This window comes from Kitasatospora sp. NPDC034035 (assembly GCF_055575755.1).
In genome coordinates this window covers 35,474-56,305 of the sequence record NZ_JBVISA010000041.1, presented here as the reverse complement: position 1 = coordinate 56,305, position 20,832 = coordinate 35,474, and the positions used below count along the sequence as shown (strand labels likewise).

Genomic DNA, 20,832 nt, shown 5'->3' with positions numbered 1-20,832 from the left:
CCACTACCCTGAGCGCGGGCGTGTCGCCGGTACGGCGACATGGGTATGGCGGCACCGACGGCGGTCGGGCCGGGCGGGCGAGGGAGCGGGGCCGTACATGGCACACGACGGGTCACACCACCACGGCGAGCGCACCACCACCAGACCCCCGACCCCCCTGCCCCACCAGCGGCCCGGTACCTCCCCTTCCTCCTTCGACCTCCCCGGCTGGGCCTGCGCCCCGCGCCCCGAAGCCGAACCGGGCGTCTACCGGCTCGGCTACCGCCGACTCGACCCGGAGCGGGCGGAGGCAGCCAAGGTCGCGACCTGGCCGCTGCTGCTGCGGGCGGGGCTCAACGCGGTGGTGGCTTGGCTGGCCTTTGTCTACGGGGTGGAGTTCGCCACGGCCGGAACGACGATGATCGGTGTCCTTCCGTCGCAGTCGGCCTTCGTTGCCACGTCGGTGGTCCTGACACTGAACGTCCTGGTTCTCGGCATCGTCATCAAAGTCTTCGGCCGAATGGGCCGTTGGCCCGAGGTGTGGCGCCGGTACGTGTCGCCGCTGTTGTCGCGGACGGTGACACAGGAGCGGCGCGCCGAGGAGGACGCCCCGGCGGCGGCCGAGGCGGCGCGGCGGCGGGACCCGTGGGACGGGCTGCGGCGGGGTGGGGCGGCGGAGGCGGCGGCGCGGCTCGACGGGGAGGCCGTGGGGGATGTCGACTACGTGCGGATCCAGCGCGCCTGGGAGTCCGCGCAGGCGGATCCGGTGTTCGTGCCGGCGTTCATCGAGCAGGTGGCCGCCCGCGGCGGGGCGGCTTTCGCTCACCCCTCCGAGACGCGCGAGTTGTCCGGTCGGGCGGAGGAGCACGATCTGCTGCTCGGCCAGGTCCGGCTCGGTACCGCGCAGGACGTGCCGAAGAATCCGGTGAGCCACCGGGCGGCCGGTTTCGCGCTGGACCCGGCGCTGCTGGGCACTTCGGTGCTGGCGGTGGGCCCGGCCGGGACGGGGAAGACCGCACGGCTGGCCCGGCCGGTCGCGGAGGCGCTGTGCCTGCAGGCGCTGGCCGGTACCGCCTGTGTGGTGGTGATCGGGGCGGCCGACGCGGATCTCGGCCCGGACGCCTGGTACGACGTGGTGATCGCGCCCGGCGACCCGTCCTCGGTGTACGGGCTGGACCTCTACGGCGCCGCGCAGGACCCCGACGAGGCGGCTGCCCGGCTGGCCGAGGCGCTGCTGCCGGACGAGCTGACCGCCCGTACGGAGAACGCCCGCACCGCGCTGCAGCAGGTGGTGGGTCCGTTCCACGCCGCGTACGGCCGTTACCCGGGGGTGCGTGAGCTGCGGGCGCTGCTGGGCGGTGATCAGGACGCGCTGGCGGCCTTGGTGAAGGCGCTCGGTACGGCGGGCCGGCTGGCTCTCCACGAGCGGGACCTGGAGTACCGCGAGCGCCAGCGCGACCGGGCGGACGATCCGGGGTCGCTGCTGGCGGACCGGTTGGCGCTGCTGGAGCGGCCCGCGTTCGAGGGCGCTTTCGCGACCGACGGCACGGGCCGTCCCCCGTTCGCGATGCGGGTGCTGGACCATCCGTTGCGGGTGCGGGTGAAGCTGCCCGAGCGCAGTCACCCCGAGGCGGCCCGGATGCTGTCGCGGCTGGTGGTGGGGCAGTTCGTGCAGGCGGCCGGGGCCCGCGAGGACCGCTCGCTGTTCGCGGGCCTGGTGGTGGACGACGCCTCGGCGGCGCTGGACGCCACCGCGGTGCGCGGGCTGCAGCGGATGCGGGGCGCGAACGCGGGCACGGTGCTGCTGCTGCGGACTCTGGTGGACCTGCCGGAGGCGCTGCGGGCACCGCTGTTCGGCGCGGTCGGCTGCCGGATGGCGTTCCCGGGGATCGCGCCGTGGGACGGGCGGCTGTTCTCGGAGGCCTGGGGGACGCATCTGGTGCAGGAGACGGCGGTCACCCACACCCCCGACACCTCCGGGGGGGTGATACGGCGCGCCGGTCGGGTCGGGCGGAAGGCGTTGTCGGGGACGACGGCGCAGACGGAGTCGGTGACGACGCGGGATGTGGAGCGGTTGCGGTGGTCGCCGTCGGATCTGGCGCACGCGTTGCCGGCGGGGCATGCGGTGGTGTCGCTGACGGCGGTGTCGGGGGAGCAGGTGCCGCCGTTGTTGGTGGACCTGCGGGGGTGAGACCGGGGCCGGGACCGGGACGGGACCGGGCGTGGTGGGGCCGGGCCGGAAGTCGCCTTCGAGGTGGATTCGGCAGTGCCGGTTGTCCGGTGCGTCCATAATGAAGGGGAGAGACCCTCACCACTCCCACGTCCCTCTCCTCGCCCGGCCGCAATGGCGCGGTCAGGTCGATCCCCCGAAGGTGCCATGCCCCCCACACTCGCCTCCGTTGTCCGCAACAGCTCGCTTCATCTGACGGTTCTCGCCGGTGCGGACCATCTGGAGCGGCCGGTCCGCTGGGTGCACACCAGTGAGCTGGACGACCCGACGCCGTTCCTGGAGGGTGGTGAGCTGCTGCTCACCACCGGTATCAAGCTGGGCCGTACGGCGGCGCAGTTGCAGGCGTATGTGCACCGGCTGGCCGATGCCGGGGTGGTGGGGCTGGGGCTGGGGGTGGGGCTGTCGCACACGGAGGTGCCGCAGCCGTTGGTGGAGGCGGCGGCGCAGCGTGGGTTGCCGTTGCTGCGGGTGCCGGAGCCGACGCCGTTCATCGCGATCAGCAAGGTGGTGTCGGCGGCGTTGGCCGCGGAGCAGTACGAGGCGGTGACGACGAGCTTCGAGGCGCAGGAGGAGCTGACCAGGGCTGCGCTGGGCAAGGACGGGACGACGGCCGTGGTGCGTCGGCTGGCGGCGCGCCTGGGGGGCTGGGCGGCGCTGTACGACGGCTCGGGTGCGTTGTCCGTGGTGGCGCCGGACTGGGCGGCGCGTCGGGCGGGGCGGTTGGCGGCGGAGGTGGATCGGCTGCGTCGGCGGCCGGCGCCGTCGAGTGCCGCGTTGCAGGGGCGTGCGCCGGGGATAGACACGGCGGACGAGGACTACGTGGTGGTCCAGTCGCTGGGGGCGGACCGGCGGGCGCGGGGTTTTCTGGCGGTCGGGACCGAGGACCGGATCACGCCGACCGAGCGGTATGTGCTGAACGCGGCGGTGGCGCTGCTGACTCTGACGCTGGAGCGCTCGCGCGAGTTGCGGCAGGCGGAGGAGCGGATGGGTGCGGCGCTGCTGCGGATGGTGCTGGCCGGTGAGGTGGCGACGGCCCGGCAGGTCGCGGTGGGGCTGTTCGGCGGCATGCCGGAGGGGACGATACGGGTTCTGGTGGCGGGCGCGGGGGCGGCGAACGCGGATGCCGCGGAGGCGCTCGGGGAGTTGGGCGACCGGGCGGAGCAGGCGGGTTCCCGGGTGGGCGAGAAGCTGCTGGTGGCGCGGGAGGACGGCGCGCACGGGCTGCGGCTGATGGTGTTGGCGCTGGACAACGGCGCGGTGCACCGGGCGTGTCTGGGTGCGGTGGAGGAGCACGAGGGCCTGTCGTTGGGCGTGTCGGCGCCGGCCGCGTTGGAGGATGCCGGGACGGCGTACGCGCAGGCCGAGCGGGCGCTGGCGGTGGCGTTGCGGGGTGGTCGCCGGTCGGTGGACCACGAGGAGGTCGGCGCGGGTTCGTTGTTGCCGCTGCTCGGGGAGGACGCGGTGACGGCGTTCGCGGAGGGGTTGCTGCGGCCGCTGCGCGATCACGACCGGACGGCGCGTGGTGACCTGGTGGCTTCGCTGCGGGCGTGGCTGTCCCGGCACGGTCAGTGGGACGCGGCGGCGGCGGACCTGGGTGTGCACCGGCACACGTTGCGCTACCGGATGCGGCGGGTCGAGGAGTTGCTGGGCCGTTCGTTGGACGACACGGATGTGCGCATGGAGTTGTGGCTGGCGCTTCGTTCCGGCGAGGAATAGGCGCGGAGCCGATCCGGAACCGCGCGGAGCCGACCCGGAACCGCGCGGAACCGACCCGGAACCGACCCGGAACAGGCGCCAAACAGCGAGGAAGCGCCAGGAACGGATCGGTCGGCTGGACGCGGTGGAGTGGCCTAGGGGCCGAACGCTCCTAGTCGGCCAATCCGGTCGGCGCGCCGACGCACCTACTCTCGGGTTCTGGTCCCACGTCCGTGCGGGCCGTACGACGACGAGGAGAGGGCCGGTACCACGGTGACCACCACGTACGATTTCTGGCTCGCCGGCCGCCGGGCGAGCGGTGACGCCGACTTCGAGGTGCACAACAGCTGGGACGGCCGTCTGGTCGGCAAGGTGAGCATCCCGACCGAGGCCCAGGTCGAGGAGGCGCTGGACGCCGCCGTCGCCGCCCTGCCGGTGTTCGCCGCGACCCCGGCGCACCAGCGTGCCGCCGCCCTGGACCACGTGGCCAAGCGGCTGGCCGAGCGCACCGAGGAGCTCGCCCAGCTGATCACCGCCGAGAACGGCAAGCCGATCAAGTGGGCCCGCGGCGAGGTCGGCCGCGCGGTGTCGGTGTTCCGCTGGGCCGCCGAGGAGGCGCGCCGCACCAACGGCGAGACCATGCGGCTGGACACCGACCCGGGCGGCGTGGGCCGTTTCGCGGTGGTGCGCCGCTTCCCGCGCGGTGTGGTGCTGGGCATCGCCCCGTTCAACTTCCCGCTGAACCTGGTCGCGCACAAGGTCGCCCCGGCGATCGCGGTCGGTGCCCCGATCATCCTGAAGCCGGCCCCGGCGACGCCGCTGTCGGCGATGGTGCTGGGCGAGATCCTGGCCGAGACGGACCTGCCGGCCGGCTCCTGGTCGATCCTGACCGTGCCGAACGACCGGATGCCGGCGCTGGTGCAGGACGACCGCCTGCCGGTGATCTCGTTCACCGGTTCGGACAAGGTCGGCTACCAGATCATGGATTCGGTGCCGCGCAAGCACTGCACCCTGGAGCTGGGCGGCAACGCCGCGGCCGTGGTCCTCGCCGACTGGTCCTCGGAGGCCGACCTGGACTGGGCGGCCACCCGGATCGCGATGTTCGCCAACTACCAGGGCGGCCAGTCCTGCATCTCGGTGCAGCGGGTGATCGCCGACGCGTCGGTGTACGACGCGCTGGTGGAGAAGGTCGTGGCCAAGGTCAGGGCCCAGGTCACCGGTGACCCGAACGACGCCGGGACGGACGTCGGCCCGCTGGTCGACGAGAACGCCGCGAAGCGGGTGGAGTCCTGGGTGGAGGACGCGGTCGCCAAGGGTGCCAAGGTGCTGACCGGCGGCACCCGCGAGGGCGCGACCTACGCTCCGACCGTGCTGGCCGAGCTGCCCGAGGACGCGATCCTGGCCAAGGCCGAGGTGTTCGGCCCGGTCCTGTCGCTGCACAGGGTGGACGGCACGGAGGAGGCCTTCGCGGCCGTCAACGACTCGGCGTTCGGCCTGCAGGCGGGCGTGTTCACGCACGACGTGCAGACCGCCTTCCGGGCCCACCGGGAGCTGGAGGTCGGCGGTGTGATCATCGGCGACGCGCCGTCCTACCGCGCTGACCAGATGCCGTACGGCGGTGTGAAGGACTCCGGTGTCGGCCGTGAGGGCGTCAAGTACGCGATGGACGACTACACGGTCGAGAAGGTGCTGGTCCTGACCGGCCTCGACCTCTGAGGGACGACCCCCGAAAGACCGCGTGACGAAGACCGCTTGACGAAAGACCGCTTGACGCAAGACCGCTTGACGGAGGGCCCGGTTCGTCGAACCGGGCCCTCCGCGCGTTCAGCCGTCGTGCCCGGCCGCGGCGGCGACGGCCTCCTCGACGGTGGCGTTCCCGGCGACCAGCTCCAGGGTCAGTCCGGCGGTGCCGGGCTCGTGCAGCAGGGCGGCCAGGACGGCGGCCACGTCGGCCCGGTCCACCGTGCCGCGCCCGACCGAGGGGGCGAGGCGGACCAGGCCGGTGCCTGGGCCGTCGGTGAGCTGCCCGGGGCGCAGGACCGTCCAGTCCAGCGTGGTCCGGGCCCGTACGGCGTCGTCGGCGGCGCCCTTGGCCCGCAGGTAGGTCTCGAAGGTCTCGTCGGCGGGGTAGTGGGCGTCGGCGTCGGCGCCCATCGAGGAGATGATGAGGTACCGGCGGACGCCGGCGAGTTCGGCGGCGTCGGCGAGCAGTACCGCGGCGTCGCGGTCGACGGTGTTCTTGCGGGCGGCGCCGCTGCCCGGTCCGGCTCCGGCGGCGAAGACCACCGCGTCGGCGTCGGAGAGCAGTTCGGCGAGCTGCGGGGCGGTGGCGGCCTCCAGGTCGAGCAGAAGCGGCTCGGCTCCGGCGTCGGTCAGGTCCTGGGCCTGTTCGGGGCGGCGGATGATCCCGGCGGGGCGCTCGCCGCGTGCGGCGAGCAGCCGTTCCAGTTTCAGCGCGATCTTTCCGTGGCCCCCGGCGATGACGGTACGCATGGGTCCGACGGTAGCCCGAGGGGTGCCGGGTCGTCCTGGGGAAGTCCTGGGAGTGGCGCGGTCGCGGACAGGACACAATGGGCGCATGACTTCGCTCGCCCACCCGCAGCTGCGCTTCACGCCCACCGTGGCGGACCCCTCCGGCCCCCGGGAGCTGGTGATCCTCGGCTCGACCGGTTCGATCGGCACCCAGGCCATCGACGTGGTGCTCCGCAATCCGGACCGCTTCCGGGTGGTCGCCCTGTCGGCGGCCGGGGGCCGGGTGGAGCTGCTGGCCGAGCAGGCGCTGCGGCTGGGCGTGCACACCGTGGCGGTGGCCGACCCGGCGGCGGAGCCGGCGCTGCGGGAGGCGCTGGCCGCGAAGGCGGCGGGCCGTCCGCTGCCGGCCGTGCTGGCGGGCCCGGACGCGGCGACCGAGCTGGCCGCCGTGGAGTGCCACTCGGTGCTGAACGGCATCACCGGGTCGATCGGGCTGCGGCCGACGCTGGCCGCGCTGGCGGCGGGCCGGGTGCTGGTGCTGGCCAACAAGGAGTCGCTGATCGTCGGCGGTCCGCTGGTGAAGGCGGTGGCGAAGCCGGGCCAGATCGTGCCGGTGGACTCCGAGCACGCCGCGCTGTTCCAGGCGCTGGCCGGCGGGACCCGCGCCGAGGTGCGCAAGCTGGTGGTCACCGCCAGCGGCGGCCCGTTCCGCAGCCGCACCCGCGAGCAGCTGGCCGGGGTGACTCCGCAGGACGCGCTGGCGCACCCGACCTGGGCGATGGGCCCGGTCGTCACGATCAACTCGGCCACCCTGGTCAACAAGGGCCTGGAGGTGATCGAGGCGCACCTGCTGTACGACGTGCCCTTCGAGCGGATCGAGGTCGTGGTCCACCCGCAGTCGGTGGTGCACTCGATGGTGGAGTTCACCGACGGGTCGACGCTGGCGCAGGCCAGTCCGCCGGACATGCGGATGCCGATCGCGCTGGGGATGGGCTGGCCGGACCGGGTGCCGGACTCCGCTCCCGCCTGTGACTGGACGAAGGCCGCCACCTGGGAGTTCTTCCCGCTGGACAACGAGGCCTTCCCGGCGGTCGAGCTGGCCCGGGAGGTGGGAACCCTGGGCGGCACCGCCCCGGCGGTGTTCAACGCGGCGAACGAGGAATGTGTGGAGGCGTTCCTGAAGGGCGGTCTCGCCTTCACCGGAATCGTGGACACTGTTGCCAAGGTCGTGGCCGAGCACGGACAGTACGACGGCGGGCCGGCCGCGTCGGGAACTTCCCTGACGGTGGAGGACGTCCTGCACGCGGAGGACTGGGCGCGCGCCCGGGCCCGTGAGCTGGCGGCGGGCTGACGGCCTCGATTGCGGTAGGACGAGACGATGAGTGGAGCGGCATGACGGAGGACCAGCGGTGGCAACGGTTTTGACGGTGGTCGGCATCCTGGTCTTCGTCATCGGGTTGCTCATTTCGATCGCCTGGCACGAACTCGGCCACCTCTCCACGGCCAAGCTGTTCGGCATCCGGGTGCCGCAGTACATGGTCGGCTTCGGCCCGACCCTCTGGTCGCGCCGCAAGGGCGAGACCGAGTACGGCATCAAGGCGATCCCGTTCGGCGGGTACATCCGGATGATCGGGATGTTCCCGCCGGGCGAGGACGGCCGGATCACCAAGCGCAGCAGCTCGCCCTGGCGGACCATGATCGAGGACGCCCGCGAGGCCTCCTACGAGGAGCTCCAGGAGGGTGACGAGCACCGGCTCTTCTACACCCGCAAGCCGTGGAAGCGCGTCATCGTCATGTTCGCCGGGCCGTTCATGAACCTGATCCTGGCGTTCGGGCTCTTCCTGACCGTCATGATGGGCTTCGGCGTCTCCATGAACGTGCCGACGGTCAGCACCGTCGCCCAGTGCGTGGTCAAGGCGGGCCAGCCCACCGACAACTGCCCGGCGGACGCCCCGCAGACGCCGGCTGCCCAGGCCGGACTGAAGGCCGGGGACAAGATCCTCTCCTTCGACGGCGACCGGATCCGCACCTACGACCAGCTCCAGGCGGACATCCGCCGCTCGGCCGGGAAGGCCGTCCCGGTGGAGGTCGAGCGGGACGGGCAGCGGCTCACCCTCAACCCGACCATCGCGGTCAACGACGTCCAGAAGTACGACGGGAACAACGTTCCGCTCAAGGGGCAGACCGTCAAGGCAGGGTTCCTCGGGTTCACTCCTGCGAGTGGCGTGGTCCGGCTGGACTTCGGGCAGTCCCTCGACCGGATGTACGACATGACCGAGAACGGGGTGAAATCGCTGGTCGCCCTGCCCGGCAAGATCCCCGGGCTGTGGAACGCCATCGTCGGCGACGCCCCGCGCGAGCCGGACTCGCCGATCGGCATGGTCGGCGCCGCCCGGGTGAGCGGTCAGGTCTTCTCCCTCCCCGACGAGACGGCCACCCAGCGGGTCGCGTTCTTCGTTAACCTGCTGGCCGGCATCAACCTGTCGCTCTTCCTGTTCAACATGCTGCCGCTGCTCCCGCTGGACGGCGGCCACGTCGCCGGCGCGGTCTGGGAGGCGGTCCGGCGCCGCTTCGCACAGCTGTTCCGGCGGCCCGATCCGGGCCCGTTCGACGTCGCCAAGCTGATGCCGGTGGCGTACGTCGTGGCCAGCATCTTCATCGGCTTCACGCTGCTGGTGATGGTCGCCGACCTGGTGAACCCGGTGAAGATCAGCTAGGGCGTTCGGGTACGGCGGGTGTGCTGGGGCCCGTTGCGGTGCCGTACCGTGGAGGCCGGGTGCGCGATCGTCAGCGCGCCCGGCCTCGGCCGTTCCAACGGCCGGGCGGTCGACCACACCTCTACCCCGGGGAACCCTGCGCACATGACCGCGATCTCGCTCGGTATTCCGTCCCTGCCGCTCAAGCCGCTCGCCAAGCGTCGTTACTCCCGGCAGATCATGGTCGGCAACGTGCCGGTCGGCGGCGACGCCCCGGTCTCGGTGCAGTCGATGACCACCACGGTGACCGCGGACATCAACGCCACGCTGCAGCAGATCGCGGAGCTGACCGCGTCCGGCTGCCAGATCGTCCGGGTCGCGTGCCCGTCGCAGGACGACGCCGACGCGCTGCCGATCATCGCGAAGAAGTCGAAGATCCCGGTCATCGCGGACATCCACTTCCAGCCGAAGTACGTCTTCGCCGCGATCGACGCCGGCTGCGCCGCGGTGCGCGTCAACCCGGGCAACATCAAGGCCTTCGACGACAAGGTCGGCGAGATCGCCAAGGCCGCCAAGGACGCGGGCGTGCCGATCCGGATCGGCGTCAACGCCGGCTCGCTCGACAAGCGCCTGCTGGAGAAGTACGGCCGGGCCACCCCGGAGGCGCTGGTCGAGTCCGCGCTGTGGGAGTGCTCGCTGTTCGAGGAGCACGACTTCCGCGACATCAAGATCTCGGTCAAGCACAACGACCCGGTCGTGATGATCAACGCCTACCGCCAGCTCGCCGCCGCGTGCGACTATCCGCTGCACCTCGGCGTGACCGAGGCCGGGCCGGCCTTCCAGGGCACCATCAAGTCGGCGGTCGCCTTCGGGGCGCTGCTGGCCGAGGGCATCGGCGACACCATCCGGGTCTCGCTCTCCGCCCCGCCGGCCGAGGAGATCAAGGTCGGCAACCAGATCCTCGAGTCGCTCGGGCTGCGCGAGCGCGGCCTGGAGATCGTCTCCTGCCCGTCCTGCGGCCGCGCCCAGGTCGACGTCTACAAGCTCGCCGAGGAGGTCACCGCCGGCCTGGAGGGCATGGAGGTGCCGCTGCGGGTGGCCGTCATGGGCTGCGTCGTGAACGGGCCGGGCGAGGCGCGTGAGGCCGACCTGGGCGTCGCCTCCGGCAACGGCAAGGGCCAGATCTTCGTCAAGGGCGAGGTCATCAAGACCGTTCCCGAGTCGAAGATCGTCGAGACCCTGATCGAGGAGGCGCTCAAGCTCGCCGAGCAGATGCAGGCGGCCGGCGTCGAGGCGGGGGCGCCGAGCGTCGTCGCGGGGGAGTGAACCCTTCGTAGTCCGTCCTGATGGCGCGGGGAAGCCTGCGTGAAGTTTTCCGGAAGCGGGGCCGTCCGTTCGCGGACGGCCCCGCAGCCGTAGCCGGGTGGGGCCACGGAGTAGGGTGCGGCCAGAGTCGTCTCAGTGAGGTGCTGTCTCGATGCTCGATCGAGGTGTGATGCTCCCGAGCTCCTTCCAGGCCGCCCGGGCCCTGGCCACCACCCGCGTGCTGGAGCCGCCCGACCTCGCGGACGCCCTGGAGATCCTCCACCGCGACCCGGTCGCCAACGCCTTCGTCGCGACCCGGGTCGAGGCCGTCGGGCTCGACCCGTGGCGGCTCGGCGGGGAGCTGTGGGGCTGGTACGACGGGGACGGCGTCCTGGGCGCGCTCTGCTACGCCGGGGCGAACCTGGTCCTGGTCGACGCCGGGCCGCAGGCGGTCGCGGCCTTCGCCGAGCGGGCCCGTCGGCAGGGGCGGCGCTGCTCCTCGATCGTCGGGCCGGCCGAGGCCACCGCCGCGTTCTGGGCGCTGCTGGAGCGGAGTTGGGGTCCTGCGCGTGAAGTCCGGGGCCACCAGCCGCTGTTGGCCACCTCGGTGCCCTCGGCGGAGATCGCGCCGGATCCGTTGGTGCGGAGGGTGCGGCACACCGAGGTCGAGGCGCTGATGCCGGCGTGCGTGGCGATGTTCACCGAGGAGGTCGGGGTGTCGCCGCTGGCGGGCGACGGCGGGCTCCTGTACCAGGCTCGGGTGGCCGAACTCGTTTCCACCGGACGGTCGTTCGCGCGGTTCGGGGAGGACGGGCAGGTCGTCTTCAAGGCGGAGGTCGGGGCCGTGACGGAGGGCGCCTGCCAGATCCAGGGGGTCTGGGTCGCGCCCGAGCACCGGGGGCAGGGGCTGTCCGAGACGGGGATGGCGGCGGTCCTGGAGATCGCGCTGCGGGAGGTGGCGCCGGTGGTGTCGCTCTACGTCAACGACTTCAACCTGCGGGCCCGGGCGGCCTATCGGCGGGTGGGGTTCCGGGAGGTCGGGGCGTTCATGAGCGTGTTGTTCTGAGGGCGTCGCTCCCGAGGGGCGGCTGTGTTGGGATCTTCGGCCGCGTTCGGGGGCCGCTGGTAGTAACGTCCGGGGCATGGATCAGCTGACCGGGGTGACGATCGAGGCCATCGACCTTGCGGACTGGGCGCCGCAGGCGCTGGAGGTCCAGGCGGTGGCGTTCGGGCTCACGCCCGAGGAGGTCGCGGTACGGCTGCACATCGTCGGGCGGCACGCCCAGCAGTCGGGGGTGATCGCGCTCGGGGCGATGAGCGGGGGGCGGCTGGTCGGGTTCGGGTACGGGATGCCCAACCAGCGGGAGCACTGGTGGAGCACGGTGATCGAGCCCTACCTGACCGTCCGGGGGCACGGGGGCTGGCTGGACGGGGTCTTCGCCGTCACCGAACTGCACGTGCTGCCGGAGTTCCAAGGGCAGGGCGTCGGTTCGCGGCTCATCCGGACGCTGTGCGAGCGGTCCGGGCTGGAGCGGAGCATTCTCTCGGCGATCGACGCGGAGACGCCGGCACGGCGGTTGTACCGGGCGTTGGGGTACCAGGACCTGGCGCGGGCGGTGCGGTTCCCGGCGACGGACCGGCTGTACGCGGTGATGGGGGCCCGGTTGCCGCTGCGCGGGTCGGGCGTCTGAAGTCGGGTCCTGGTCCCGCCGCGCGGGCCGGGGCTCGGAGCGGGCCGAGTCCCGGCGCGCCGGGGATCAGAGCGAGCCGGGGATCAGAGCGAGCCGGCGAGTTCGAGGTGGAGTTCGGCGTCCTCGCGGCGGTCCGCGGCGAGGGAGCGCAGGGCCAGGTCGACGGCGCGGAACAGGGCCCAGCCGCGGAGGCGGTCCCGGTCCACGTCGAGCGCGTCGGAGAGCTGGTGGAGACGGCGGCGGACGGCGGCGGGTACGCCGGGGGAGCCGAGCAGGGTGTCGGCGCGGTCCAGCGCGAGGCGGGCCAGGTCGTAGGCGCGCTCGCCGACGACGGGGCGCGGGTCGATGGCCAGCCAGGGGGCGCGGTCGGCGGCGAGGACGTTGCCGTGGTGGAAGTCGCCGTGCAGGAGGAAGGACTCGTCGGTGGAGCCGGTCAGGCCCCGGGCGGTGTCCAGGGCCTCGGTGATCAGGGACTGCGCCTCGGTGGCGGCGGGGTGGGAGCGGTGTTCCTCGACCCGCTCGGCGGTGGCGGCGACCCGCTGCGCGATGGTGGGGAAGGGGTGCTCCGCGGGGAGCTCCGCCCAGAGCCGGTGCAGCAGGCTGGTGGCCTCCAGCATGGCCTTGGGCTCGGCGAGGGAGCGCAGCGGGATCTCGCCGTGGAGGCGTTCCAGTAGGAGGACGCCCTCGGAGGGGTCGGCGTCGAGGAGGAGGACGGCTCCCCGGCCGGCCCAGTGTCGGAGGGCGGCGTGCTCGTGGGTGGTCTCGGGGGTGAGCAGGCCGGTCTTGAGGACGGCGGGCGAGAGGTCGTCGCGGTGGACGTACGCGATCAGGCTGAGGCTGCCGCCGGGGTCGAGGACGCGTTCCAGGGTGAGGTCCCAGGCGGCGAGGTGGGCGGCCGCCCTGGTGGGGAGGGCGGCGAGCCATCGACGGCCGGCGTCGCCGTGGGTGGCGGTGACGGTGTGCGTCAGCCAGGTGGGGACGGTGATGGTGGGTGCGGCTCCCGACATGGGTCCATTGTCGGGGGTCGGGGGCGGAGTCTCAGCCGGTGGTGGCCGTGGGGGTGGGGATCCGGTCCGGTATGCCCGGGAAGGGCTGGTCGGGGGCGCCCCAGCGGTGGGCGCGCAGGGCGCACTCGCGCAGGGCGAGGGCGGCGGTGAGGCGGTGCGGGGTGGGGACGGCGGCGACCAGGTCGGCGTAGACGCCGGTCAGGCGGGCTTCCAGGTGGGCGGCGAGTCTGCCGGCGTCGGCGGGGGAGGTGACCGGGAAGGGGAGCCGGTAGCCGCCGGCGGCGGGCGTGGGGGCGCTGCCGAGGGAGTTGAGCAGGCGTTGCCAGGTGTCGCGTTGGGCCTGGTGGGCGGCGTAGGCGGTGCGGGCGTCGGTGCGCTGGGGGTCCTCGGGGAGGTGGGCGCCGACGACGCCGTAGCCGTAGACGGCGGCGTGTTCGGCGCCGAGCGCGTTCTGGAGGGCGGTGAGGGCGGCGGCGCCGGGGGTGGGGGCCGCCGAGGGGGAGGTGGCGGGTCGGGCGGTGACCGGTGGGGCGGGGGCGCCCAGGACCGTCGCGTGGAGGGTGTGGGCGGCGGCGATGGAGGCGAGCAGGCGGGCGAGGGGCGGGCCGGCGGCGTCGAGGTCGGCGAGGTGCGACTCGGCGGTCCGCAGTTCCAGCGCGGCCAGGCCGTCGGCGGCGGGCGCGGGAGTGACGGGCGTGGGAGTGCCGGGGGTGGGGGTGGGGCCGGTGGTCACGGGCGGTGACGGAAGGGCCGAGGCGGGCAGGCCCTCGGCGAGGGCGGCGCGGTGCCGGGTGTTCTCGGCGCGCAGGTCCGCGCTCCGGCCGCCGGGGGGTGCGGGCTGGGCGTCGTACCCGGCGAGGAGGACGTCGGTGGCGGCGATCGCGCGGAGGCGGATCGGGGCGTCCGGGTCGGGGCGGGGGCCGGTGGTGCCGGGGGTGGGGCCGGGGTGGTCGGTGGTGCAGGCGGCGGTGAGGGTGAGCAGTCCGAGGGACAGCAGGGTCCGTCGGCTGGGCGGCTGCATCGGGGTCACTCCGGGGCGTGTACGGGAGGACGGACTCCCCGCCTGCCCTCGTTGGCGTGAATGATTACAGAATCCCCACGATCTCGGGCCTGGTTCGGGCACACCGGGTCCCGGGCGGGCAGGTGTGAGCTTGCTCGCAGTGGGTGGTGTGCGAGCGGCCGGGGGTAGTCCGGAATCGGTGGTTGGGGGCTTCACCGGATAGGCTTTGGGCCGAGCTGCCGTGACCTGGTGTGGCGCCGGGGGCGCGGGGCGACCTTCTGACAACAGCAGACGCGGCCGAGGAGTCCACCCGGATGAGCACCACCCACACCGACCGGCTGCGAGCGTTGCTGGAGCCGCTGGCCGTGCAGGCCGGACTGGACCTGGAGGACGTCAGGGTCACCAAGGCGGGCAGCCGTCGGCAGGTGCAGATCGACGTCGACACCGACGGCGGTGTGGACATGGACGCCATCGCCGAGTTCAGCCGGGTGGTCGGCGAGGCCTTGGACGAGTCGGACCTGATGGGGGACGACGCCTACCTGCTGGAGGTCGGCTCGCCGGGTGCGGAGCGTCCGCTGGTGCTGCCCCGGCACTGGCAGCGGGCCGAGGGTCGGCTGGCCAAGATCCACCTGGTGGACGGCGGGGAGATCGTCGCCCGGGTGCTGGAGGCCGACGAGGACGGCGCGCTGGTCGAGGTGCAGCCGGTGAAGGGCCGCGGCCGTCCGAAGGAGCGCCGCCTGGAGTACGGCGAGGTGGCCCGGGCACGGGTCCAGGTCGAGTTCAACCGCAAGGACGACGAGAAGCTCCTGGACGAGGCCGCCGATTTCGACGAGGGGGACGACGGCGCCGAGTGATCCCGGGTGCCGTACGACCATGACGAACGTGACGAAAGACGAGGAGGCGTAGCCGTGGACATCGACATGAGTGCCCTGCGCACGCTGGTCAACGAGAAGAACATCCCTTTCGACCTGCTGGTCGAGTCCATCGAGTCCGCCCTCCTCACCGCGTACCACCGCACCGAGGGCTCGCGCCGCCGGGCCCGGGTGAACCTGGACCGCAAGAGCGGCCACGTCACCGTGTGGGCGATGGAGGACCCGACGGAGCTGGACGAGGGGGTCGAGCCGAAGGAGTTCGACGACACCCCGAACGGCTTCGGCCGGATCGCGTCCAGCATCGGTATCCAGGTGATGATGCAGCGCCTGCGTGACGCCGCCGACGACCAGACCTTCGGCGAGTACGCGGGCAAGGAGGGCGACATCGTCACCGGTGTCGTCCAGCAGGGCAACGACCCGAAGAACGTGCTGGTCGACATCGGCAAGCTGGAGGCCATCCTGCCGCCGCAGGAGCAGGTCCCGGGCGAGGACTACCGGCACGGCACCCGCCTGAAGTGCTACGTGGTGGCGGTCCGCCGCGGGGTCCGCGGGGCCTCGGTGACGCTGTCGCGCACCCACCCGAACCTGGTGAAGAAGCTGTTCGCGCTGGAGGTCCCGGAGATCGCGGACGGCAGCGTGGAGATCGCCGCCATCGCCCGCGAGGCCGGCCACCGCACCAAGATCGCGGTCTGGTCGCGCCGGGCCGGGCTGAACGCCAAGGGCGCCTGCATCGGTCCGATGGGCGCCCGGGTGCGCGCGGTGATGGGCGAGCTGCACGGCGAGAAGATCGACATCGTCGACTGGTCGGAGGACCCCCGGGACATGGTCGCCTCGGCGCTGTCCCCCGCGCGGGTGACCAGCGTGGAGATCGTGGACGCCGTCCAGCGTTCCGCGCGGGTGATCGTGCCGGACTACCAGCTGTCGCTGGCGATCGGCAAGGAGGGGCAGAACGCCCGTCTGGCCGCCCGTCTCACCGGGTGGCGGATCGACATCCGGCCGGACACCGAGGGCCAGTCGGAGGACGGCGACCGTCCTCAGTAGGAAAGAAATCGGGTGGCGGCCGACCGGTGGTCGGTGTTCTCCTGGCCGTCCCGTGGTCCCCTGGGATCTGCGGGGCGGCGCCATGTCGCTTCGGAGGGGTAGACTTGCCTTCGTCTGGCCGGACGCACGTCCGAGCACGCCCGGAACGCACCTGCGTGGGCTGCCGCAAGCGGGCGGCCAAGCATCAGCTGTTGCGTGTCACGGCGGTCGAGGGCGAGTGCGTCCCTGATCCCCGTGGCGCACTGCCGGGCCGGGGCGCTCACCTGCACCCCGATCCGGCCTGCCTCGACCTCGCGGTCCGCCGTCGGGCGTTCCCTCGGGCCTTCCGCCTCCAGGGCCCGCTCGACACGGAGCGGCTCCGCGAGTTCATCGGGGAGCGGGCAGGCGGAGCCTCCTAGGCGGGCCACCTCCCGTGACGGCCGTCGCTCCACGCGGCGGAGAACCACCGCAACAAGCACAGCGCGCGGGCAGCCGCGCGCCGTGCCACCAGTCAGGTACCTCGCGATGTGGAAGTAGGTCGAGATTGCGATGAGCACTCGATGAGTACGCGATGAGTACGCGATGGGTACGCCCATGAAGTAGCGACAGTCCGGCGGACGAGACCCCCGGACTCATAGACAGGAGTGAAGTGGCTAAGGTCCGGGTTTATGAACTCGCCAAGGAGCTTGGCTTGGAGAGCAAGGCCGTCATGGCCAAGCTCACCGAGCTCGGCGAGTTCGTCCGTTCGGCGTCCTCGACGATCGAGGCGCCGGTCGTGCGCAAGTTGACTGACGCGCTTGGTGTGGCCCCCACCGGTGGTGGTTCCGCTGCCAAGCCGGGTCCGCGGAAGTCCGCGGCGCCCTCCCCCGCTGCCGGCTCGGGTACCCCGAAGCCGGGTGGCCCGACCCCGGGTCCGCGCCCCAGCGCGACCCCTGGTCCCCGTCCGACCCCGGCCGCCGCGGCTCCCGCCGCTCCGGCCGCTCCCGCCGCTGCGGCGGCGGCCCCCGCGGCCGCCTCGAAGCCGGGCGCGCCGACCCCGGGCCCCCGCCCGGCCGCGCGTCCCGCTGCTCCGGCGGCCCCGGCCGCTCCCGCGGCCGAGTTCTCCTCGCCGGCTCCGGCCGGTGACACCCCGCGTCCGGCCGCCGATGCCCCGCGTCCGGCCGCCCAGGCCCCGCGTCCGAGCGGCGGCCAGGCCACCGGCGGCGCCCGTCCGGGCCCGCGTCCGGCCGGCCCGCGTCCGGGCAACAACCCGTTCACCTCGGGCAGCGCGACCGGCATGGGTCGCCCCGGCGAGCGCCGTCAGGGTGCGCCGGGTGCGCGTCCGGCCGGTGCGGGCGCCCAGGGTGGCGACCGTCCCCGTCCGGGTGGCGACCGTCCGCGTCCCGCCGGTGCCCCGGGTGCCGGTGCGCCGCGTCCCGGTGGCGACCGTCCGCGTCCCGCCGGTGCCCCGGGTGCCGGTGCGCCGCGTCCCGGTGGCGACCGTCCGCGTCCGGGTGGTCCGGGTGCCGGTGCTCCCCGTCCGGGTGGCGACCGTCCGCGTCCCGACGGCATGCCGCGTCCGGCCGCGCCGCGTCCCGGCGGCCCGACCCCGTCCGGCATGCCGCGCCCGAACCCGGGCATGATGCCGCAGCGTCCGGCTCCGGGCCCGCGTCCGGGCCCGGGTGGCCGTGGTCCCGGTGGCCCCGGCGGTCGTCCGGGTGGTCCGGGTGCCGGCGGTGCCCGTCCCGGCTTCCAGGGTCGTCCGGCCGGTCCGGGCTCGCGTCCGGCCGGTGGCGGCGGCTTCGGCGGCCCGCGTCCCGGTGGCGGTGCCCCCGGTGGCGGCGGCGGCTTCGGCCCGCGTCCCGGTGGCTTCAGCGGTCGCCCCGGCGGCCCGGGTGCCCGTGGTGGCACGCAGGGTGCCTTCGGTCGTGGCCCGGGCGGTCGCCCGGCGCGCGGTCGCAAGTCGAAGCGGGCGAAGCGCCAGGAGTACGAGGCCATGCAGGCCCCGTCCGTCGGCGGTGTGATGCTGCCTCGCGGCAACGGCCAGACCGTTCGCCTGTCGAGCGGCGCCTCGCTGATGGACTTCGCGGAGAAGATCAACGCCAACCCGGCCGCGCTCGTCTCCGTCATGTTCAACCTCGGTGAGATGGTCACCGCGACCCAGTCGGTCTCCGACGCGACCCTCGAGCTGCTGGCCGGCGAGATGGGCTTCATCCTGGAGATCGTCAGCCGGGACGACGAGGACCGCGAGCTGCTGGAGTCGTTCGACATCGACTTCGGTGCCAACGAGGGCGACGAGGACCAGCTGGCCCCGCGCCCGCCGGTCGTCACCGTCATGGGTCACGTCGACCACGGTAAGACCCGCCTGCTGGACGCGATCCGCAAGTCCAACGTGGTGGCCGGCGAGGCCGGTGGCATCACCCAGCACATCGGTGCCTACCAGGTCGCCACCGTGGTGAACGGCGAAGAGCGCCCGATCACCTTCCTCGACACCCCGGGTCACGAGGCGTTCTCCGCCATGCGTGCCCGTGGTGCCAAGTCCACCGACATCGCGATCCTGGTGGTCGCGGCCAACGACGGTGTCATGCCGCAGACGGTCGAGGCGCTGAACCACGCCAAGGCCGCCGGTGTGCCGATCGTGGTCGCGGTCAACAAGATCGACGTCGAGGGCGCCGACCCGACCAAGGTCCGCGGTCAGCTGACCGAGTTCGGTCTGGTGGCCGAGGAGTACGGCGGCGACACCATGTTCGTCGACATCTCCGCGCGCCAGGGTCTGAACATCGACCAGCTGCTGGAGGCCGTGGTCCTGACCGCGGACGCCTCGCTCGACCTGCGGGCCAACCCCGAGCAGGACGCGCAGGGTATCGCCATCGAGGCGCACCTCGACAAGGGCCGCGGCGCCATGGCGACCGTGCTCGTGCAGCGCGGTACGCTCCGCGTCGGCGACTCGATCGTCGTGGGCGACGCCTACGGCCGCGTCCGCGCGATGCTCGACGAGAACGGCAACCACCTCACCGAGGCCGGTCCGTCCCGTCCGGTGCTGCTGCTCGGTCTGACCTCGGTGCCCCGCGCCGGCGACAGCTTCATCGTCGTCGACGAGGACCGCACCGCGCGTCAGATCGCCGAGAAGCGCTCGGCCCGCGACCGCAACGCCGCCTTCGCGCAGCGCCGGGTCCGGGTGTCCCTGGAGGACCTCGACAAGGCCATCGCGGCCGGCGAGATCGAGCAGCTCAACCTCATCATCAAGGGTGACGTCTCCGGTTCCGTGGAGGCCCTGGAGGACGCCCTCGTCAAGCTGGACGTCGGCGAGGAGGTCGAGCTCCGCATCCTGCACCGCGGTGTGGGTGCGATCACCGAGTCCGACGTCAACCTGGCGATGGGCTCCGACGCCATCATCATCGGCTTCAACGTGCGCGCCGAAGGCCGTGCCCGTACCGCGGCCGACAAGGAAGGCGTGGACGTCCGGTACTACTCGGTCATCTACCAGGCGATCGAGGAGATCGAGAACGCCCTCAAGGGCATGCTCAAGCCGGAGTACGAGGAGGTGCGCCTCGGTTCCGCGGAGATCCGCGAGGTGTTCCGTTCCTCCAAGTTCGGCAACATCGCGGGTGTCATCGTCCGCGAGGGCCTGCTGCGCCGCAACGCCAAGGCACGCCTCATCCGCGACGGCAAGGTCGTGGCGGAGAGCCTCACCATCGAGGGCCTGCGTCGTTTCAAGGACGACGCGACCGAGGTCCGCGAGGGCTTCGAGGCCGGTGTGACCCTCGGGTCGTTCAACGACATCAAGACCGAGGACGTCATCGAGACCTACGAGATGCGCGAGAAGCCGCGCGCGTAAGCGGGTGGCTGCCGGGGCCGGTCGACGGGTGGTATTTCCGTCGACCGGCCCCGGTCTCGCTGTGTAGGGTCCCGGGGTAAGTCAGATGTAGCAGTACCAGCCCGGTTCAGGGCTGTCCCCGAGGCCTTCCAGGTCGGCGAGACCTGTCATACATGTTCGTGGGAACACTCACCTTCGACCTGCTGCTGGGCGACGTCCACTCGCTCAAGGAGAAGCGTTCGATCGTGCGGCCCATCGTGGCCGAACTGCAGCGCAAGTACAGCGTGTGCGCTGCCGAGACCGGGAACCAGGATCTGCACCGCCGGGCCGAGATCGGCCTCGCGGTGGTGTCCGGCGATGCCGGGTACATCACCGAGATCCTGGACAGCTGTGAGCGGTTGGTCGCCGGCCGCCCCGAGGTACAACTCCTCTCCGCGAGGAGGAGGTACCACAACGACGACGATGAATGAGAGCTGTGGAGCCGGTCGGCGGAAGTCGCCGTTCTCACACAGATCAGGACCGAGAGCGCCCGCAAGGCCGGGCGCGGGCCGGTACTTTGGGGCGTGGGCCCCGACGGGTGCGCAGCTCGCCCGGGTACCGGGCCCACTGCACGAGGAGGCAACGTGACCGACACCGCAAGGGCGCGCAAGCTCGCCGACCGCATCCAGGTGGTCGTCGCCCAGACCCTGGAACGGCGGATCAAGGACCCCCGACTGGGGTTCGTGACCATCACCGACACCCGGGTGACCGGCGACCTGCGCGAGGCCACCGTCTTCTACACCGTCTACGGTGACGAGACCGAGCGCCAGGCCAGCGCGGCCGCGCTGGAGAGCGCCAAGGGCGTGCTCCGCTCCGAGGTCGGCAAGCAGACCGGGGTGCGTTTCACCCCGTCGCTGACCTTCGTCGCGGACGCGCTGCCGGAGAACGCCCGGAACATCGACGACCTGCTCGACCGGGCCCGGAGCTCCGACGCCGCGGTGCGCACGCAGGCCGCCGGGGCGAGCTTCGCCGGCGACGCGGACCCGTACCGGGTTCCGGCGTCCGAGCGTGACGACGAGGACGAGTAGTC

General features: G+C 72.8%; 17 protein-coding genes. 14 read left to right on the top strand and 3 right to left on the bottom strand.

Translation table 11 applies throughout. The features are described 5' to 3' along the window. Positions 1-97: 97 nt before the first annotated feature. The 3 genes from ACZ52J_RS37305 (at position 98) to ACZ52J_RS37295 (ending at position 5,620) form a co-directional block, all read left to right on the top strand. Positions 98-2,170 (top strand): type IV secretory system conjugative DNA transfer family protein, encoded by a 2,073-nt coding sequence (locus ACZ52J_RS37305; RefSeq protein ID WP_465625256.1) that lies wholly within the window; start codon positions 98-100, stop codon positions 2,168-2,170. A gap of 186 nt (positions 2,171-2,356) precedes the next feature. Then, positions 2,357-3,925 carry a PucR family transcriptional regulator gene (locus ACZ52J_RS37300; RefSeq protein WP_465625254.1) on the top strand — a complete coding sequence of 523 codons (1,569 nt, stop codon included), beginning with the start codon at positions 2,357-2,359 and terminating at the stop codon, positions 3,923-3,925. Positions 3,926-4,177: 252 nt separating this feature from the next. Next, positions 4,178-5,620, top strand: a complete 1,443-nt coding sequence (locus ACZ52J_RS37295; protein ID WP_465625252.1) for an aldehyde dehydrogenase family protein — start codon at positions 4,178-4,180, stop codon at positions 5,618-5,620. 108 nt (positions 5,621-5,728) lie between these two features. Here ACZ52J_RS37295 and ACZ52J_RS37290 read toward each other — a convergent pair whose 3' ends face one another. Beyond that, positions 5,729-6,397 carry an NAD(P)-binding oxidoreductase gene (locus ACZ52J_RS37290; RefSeq protein WP_465625251.1) on the bottom strand — a complete coding sequence of 223 codons (669 nt, stop codon included), beginning with the start codon at positions 6,395-6,397 and terminating at the stop codon, positions 5,729-5,731. 85 nt (positions 6,398-6,482) lie between these two features. On the opposite strand from ACZ52J_RS37290, the gene dxr reads away from it, so the two are divergent. From dxr to ACZ52J_RS37265, 5 genes are all read left to right on the top strand, one after another. Continuing rightward, positions 6,483-7,727, top strand: coding sequence for a 1-deoxy-D-xylulose-5-phosphate reductoisomerase (gene dxr, locus ACZ52J_RS37285; protein WP_465625250.1), 1,245 nt, complete (start codon positions 6,483-6,485; stop codon positions 7,725-7,727). A 58-nt stretch (positions 7,728-7,785) separates the two neighbouring features. Further along, positions 7,786-9,093, top strand: a complete 1,308-nt coding sequence (locus tag ACZ52J_RS37280; protein ID WP_360505312.1) for a M50 family metallopeptidase — start codon at positions 7,786-7,788, stop codon at positions 9,091-9,093. Positions 9,094-9,237: 144 nt separating this feature from the next. After that, entirely contained in the window at positions 9,238-10,398 is a 1,161-nt protein-coding gene (gene ispG, locus ACZ52J_RS37275; protein ID WP_360505310.1) for a flavodoxin-dependent (E)-4-hydroxy-3-methylbut-2-enyl-diphosphate synthase, read from the top strand. Positions 10,399-10,567: 169 nt separating this feature from the next. Continuing rightward, positions 10,568-11,443: a GNAT family N-acetyltransferase gene (locus ACZ52J_RS37270; RefSeq protein WP_465625276.1), complete on the top strand. Its 876-nt coding sequence runs from the start codon at positions 10,568-10,570 to the stop codon at positions 11,441-11,443. 76 nt (positions 11,444-11,519) lie between these two features. Then, positions 11,520-12,068, top strand: coding sequence for a GNAT family N-acetyltransferase (locus ACZ52J_RS37265; protein WP_465625247.1), 549 nt, complete (start codon positions 11,520-11,522; stop codon positions 12,066-12,068). Between the two features lie 83 nt (positions 12,069-12,151). Here the strand turns inward: ACZ52J_RS37265 and ACZ52J_RS37260 are convergent, their stop codons facing one another. Beyond that, entirely contained in the window at positions 12,152-13,075 is a 924-nt protein-coding gene (locus tag ACZ52J_RS37260; protein ID WP_465625245.1) for an aminoglycoside phosphotransferase family protein, read from the bottom strand. 31 nt (positions 13,076-13,106) lie between these two features. Continuing rightward, complete coding sequence (locus ACZ52J_RS37255; RefSeq protein WP_465625274.1) at positions 13,107-14,096, bottom strand: ferritin-like domain-containing protein; 990 nt, start codon at positions 14,094-14,096, stop codon at positions 13,107-13,109. 293 nt (positions 14,097-14,389) lie between these two features. Between ACZ52J_RS37255 and rimP the strand changes: the two genes are divergently transcribed. From rimP to rbfA, 6 genes are all read left to right on the top strand, one after another. Next, positions 14,390-14,929, top strand: a complete 540-nt coding sequence (gene rimP / locus ACZ52J_RS37250; protein ID WP_360505304.1) for a ribosome maturation factor RimP — start codon at positions 14,390-14,392, stop codon at positions 14,927-14,929. Between the two features lie 54 nt (positions 14,930-14,983). After that, positions 14,984-15,988: a transcription termination factor NusA gene (nusA, locus tag ACZ52J_RS37245; RefSeq protein ID WP_360505302.1), complete on the top strand. Its 1,005-nt coding sequence runs from the start codon at positions 14,984-14,986 to the stop codon at positions 15,986-15,988. A gap of 104 nt (positions 15,989-16,092) precedes the next feature. Then, positions 16,093-16,386: a YlxR family protein gene (locus ACZ52J_RS37240; protein WP_360505300.1), complete on the top strand. Its 294-nt coding sequence runs from the start codon at positions 16,093-16,095 to the stop codon at positions 16,384-16,386. A gap of 230 nt (positions 16,387-16,616) precedes the next feature. Then, positions 16,617-19,784 (top strand): translation initiation factor IF-2, encoded by a 3,168-nt coding sequence (gene infB / locus ACZ52J_RS37235; protein WP_465625242.1) that lies wholly within the window; start codon positions 16,617-16,619, stop codon positions 19,782-19,784. A gap of 152 nt (positions 19,785-19,936) precedes the next feature. Beyond that, the gene (locus ACZ52J_RS37230) at positions 19,937-20,233 is read left to right on the top strand and encodes a DUF503 domain-containing protein (protein WP_360505296.1); all 297 of its coding nucleotides are present in this window, start codon (positions 19,937-19,939) and stop codon (positions 20,231-20,233) included. Positions 20,234-20,386: 153 nt separating this feature from the next. Beyond that, complete coding sequence (rbfA, locus tag ACZ52J_RS37225; RefSeq protein ID WP_360505294.1) at positions 20,387-20,830, top strand: 30S ribosome-binding factor RbfA; 444 nt, start codon at positions 20,387-20,389, stop codon at positions 20,828-20,830. The last annotated feature ends 2 nt before the right edge of the window (positions 20,831-20,832 follow it).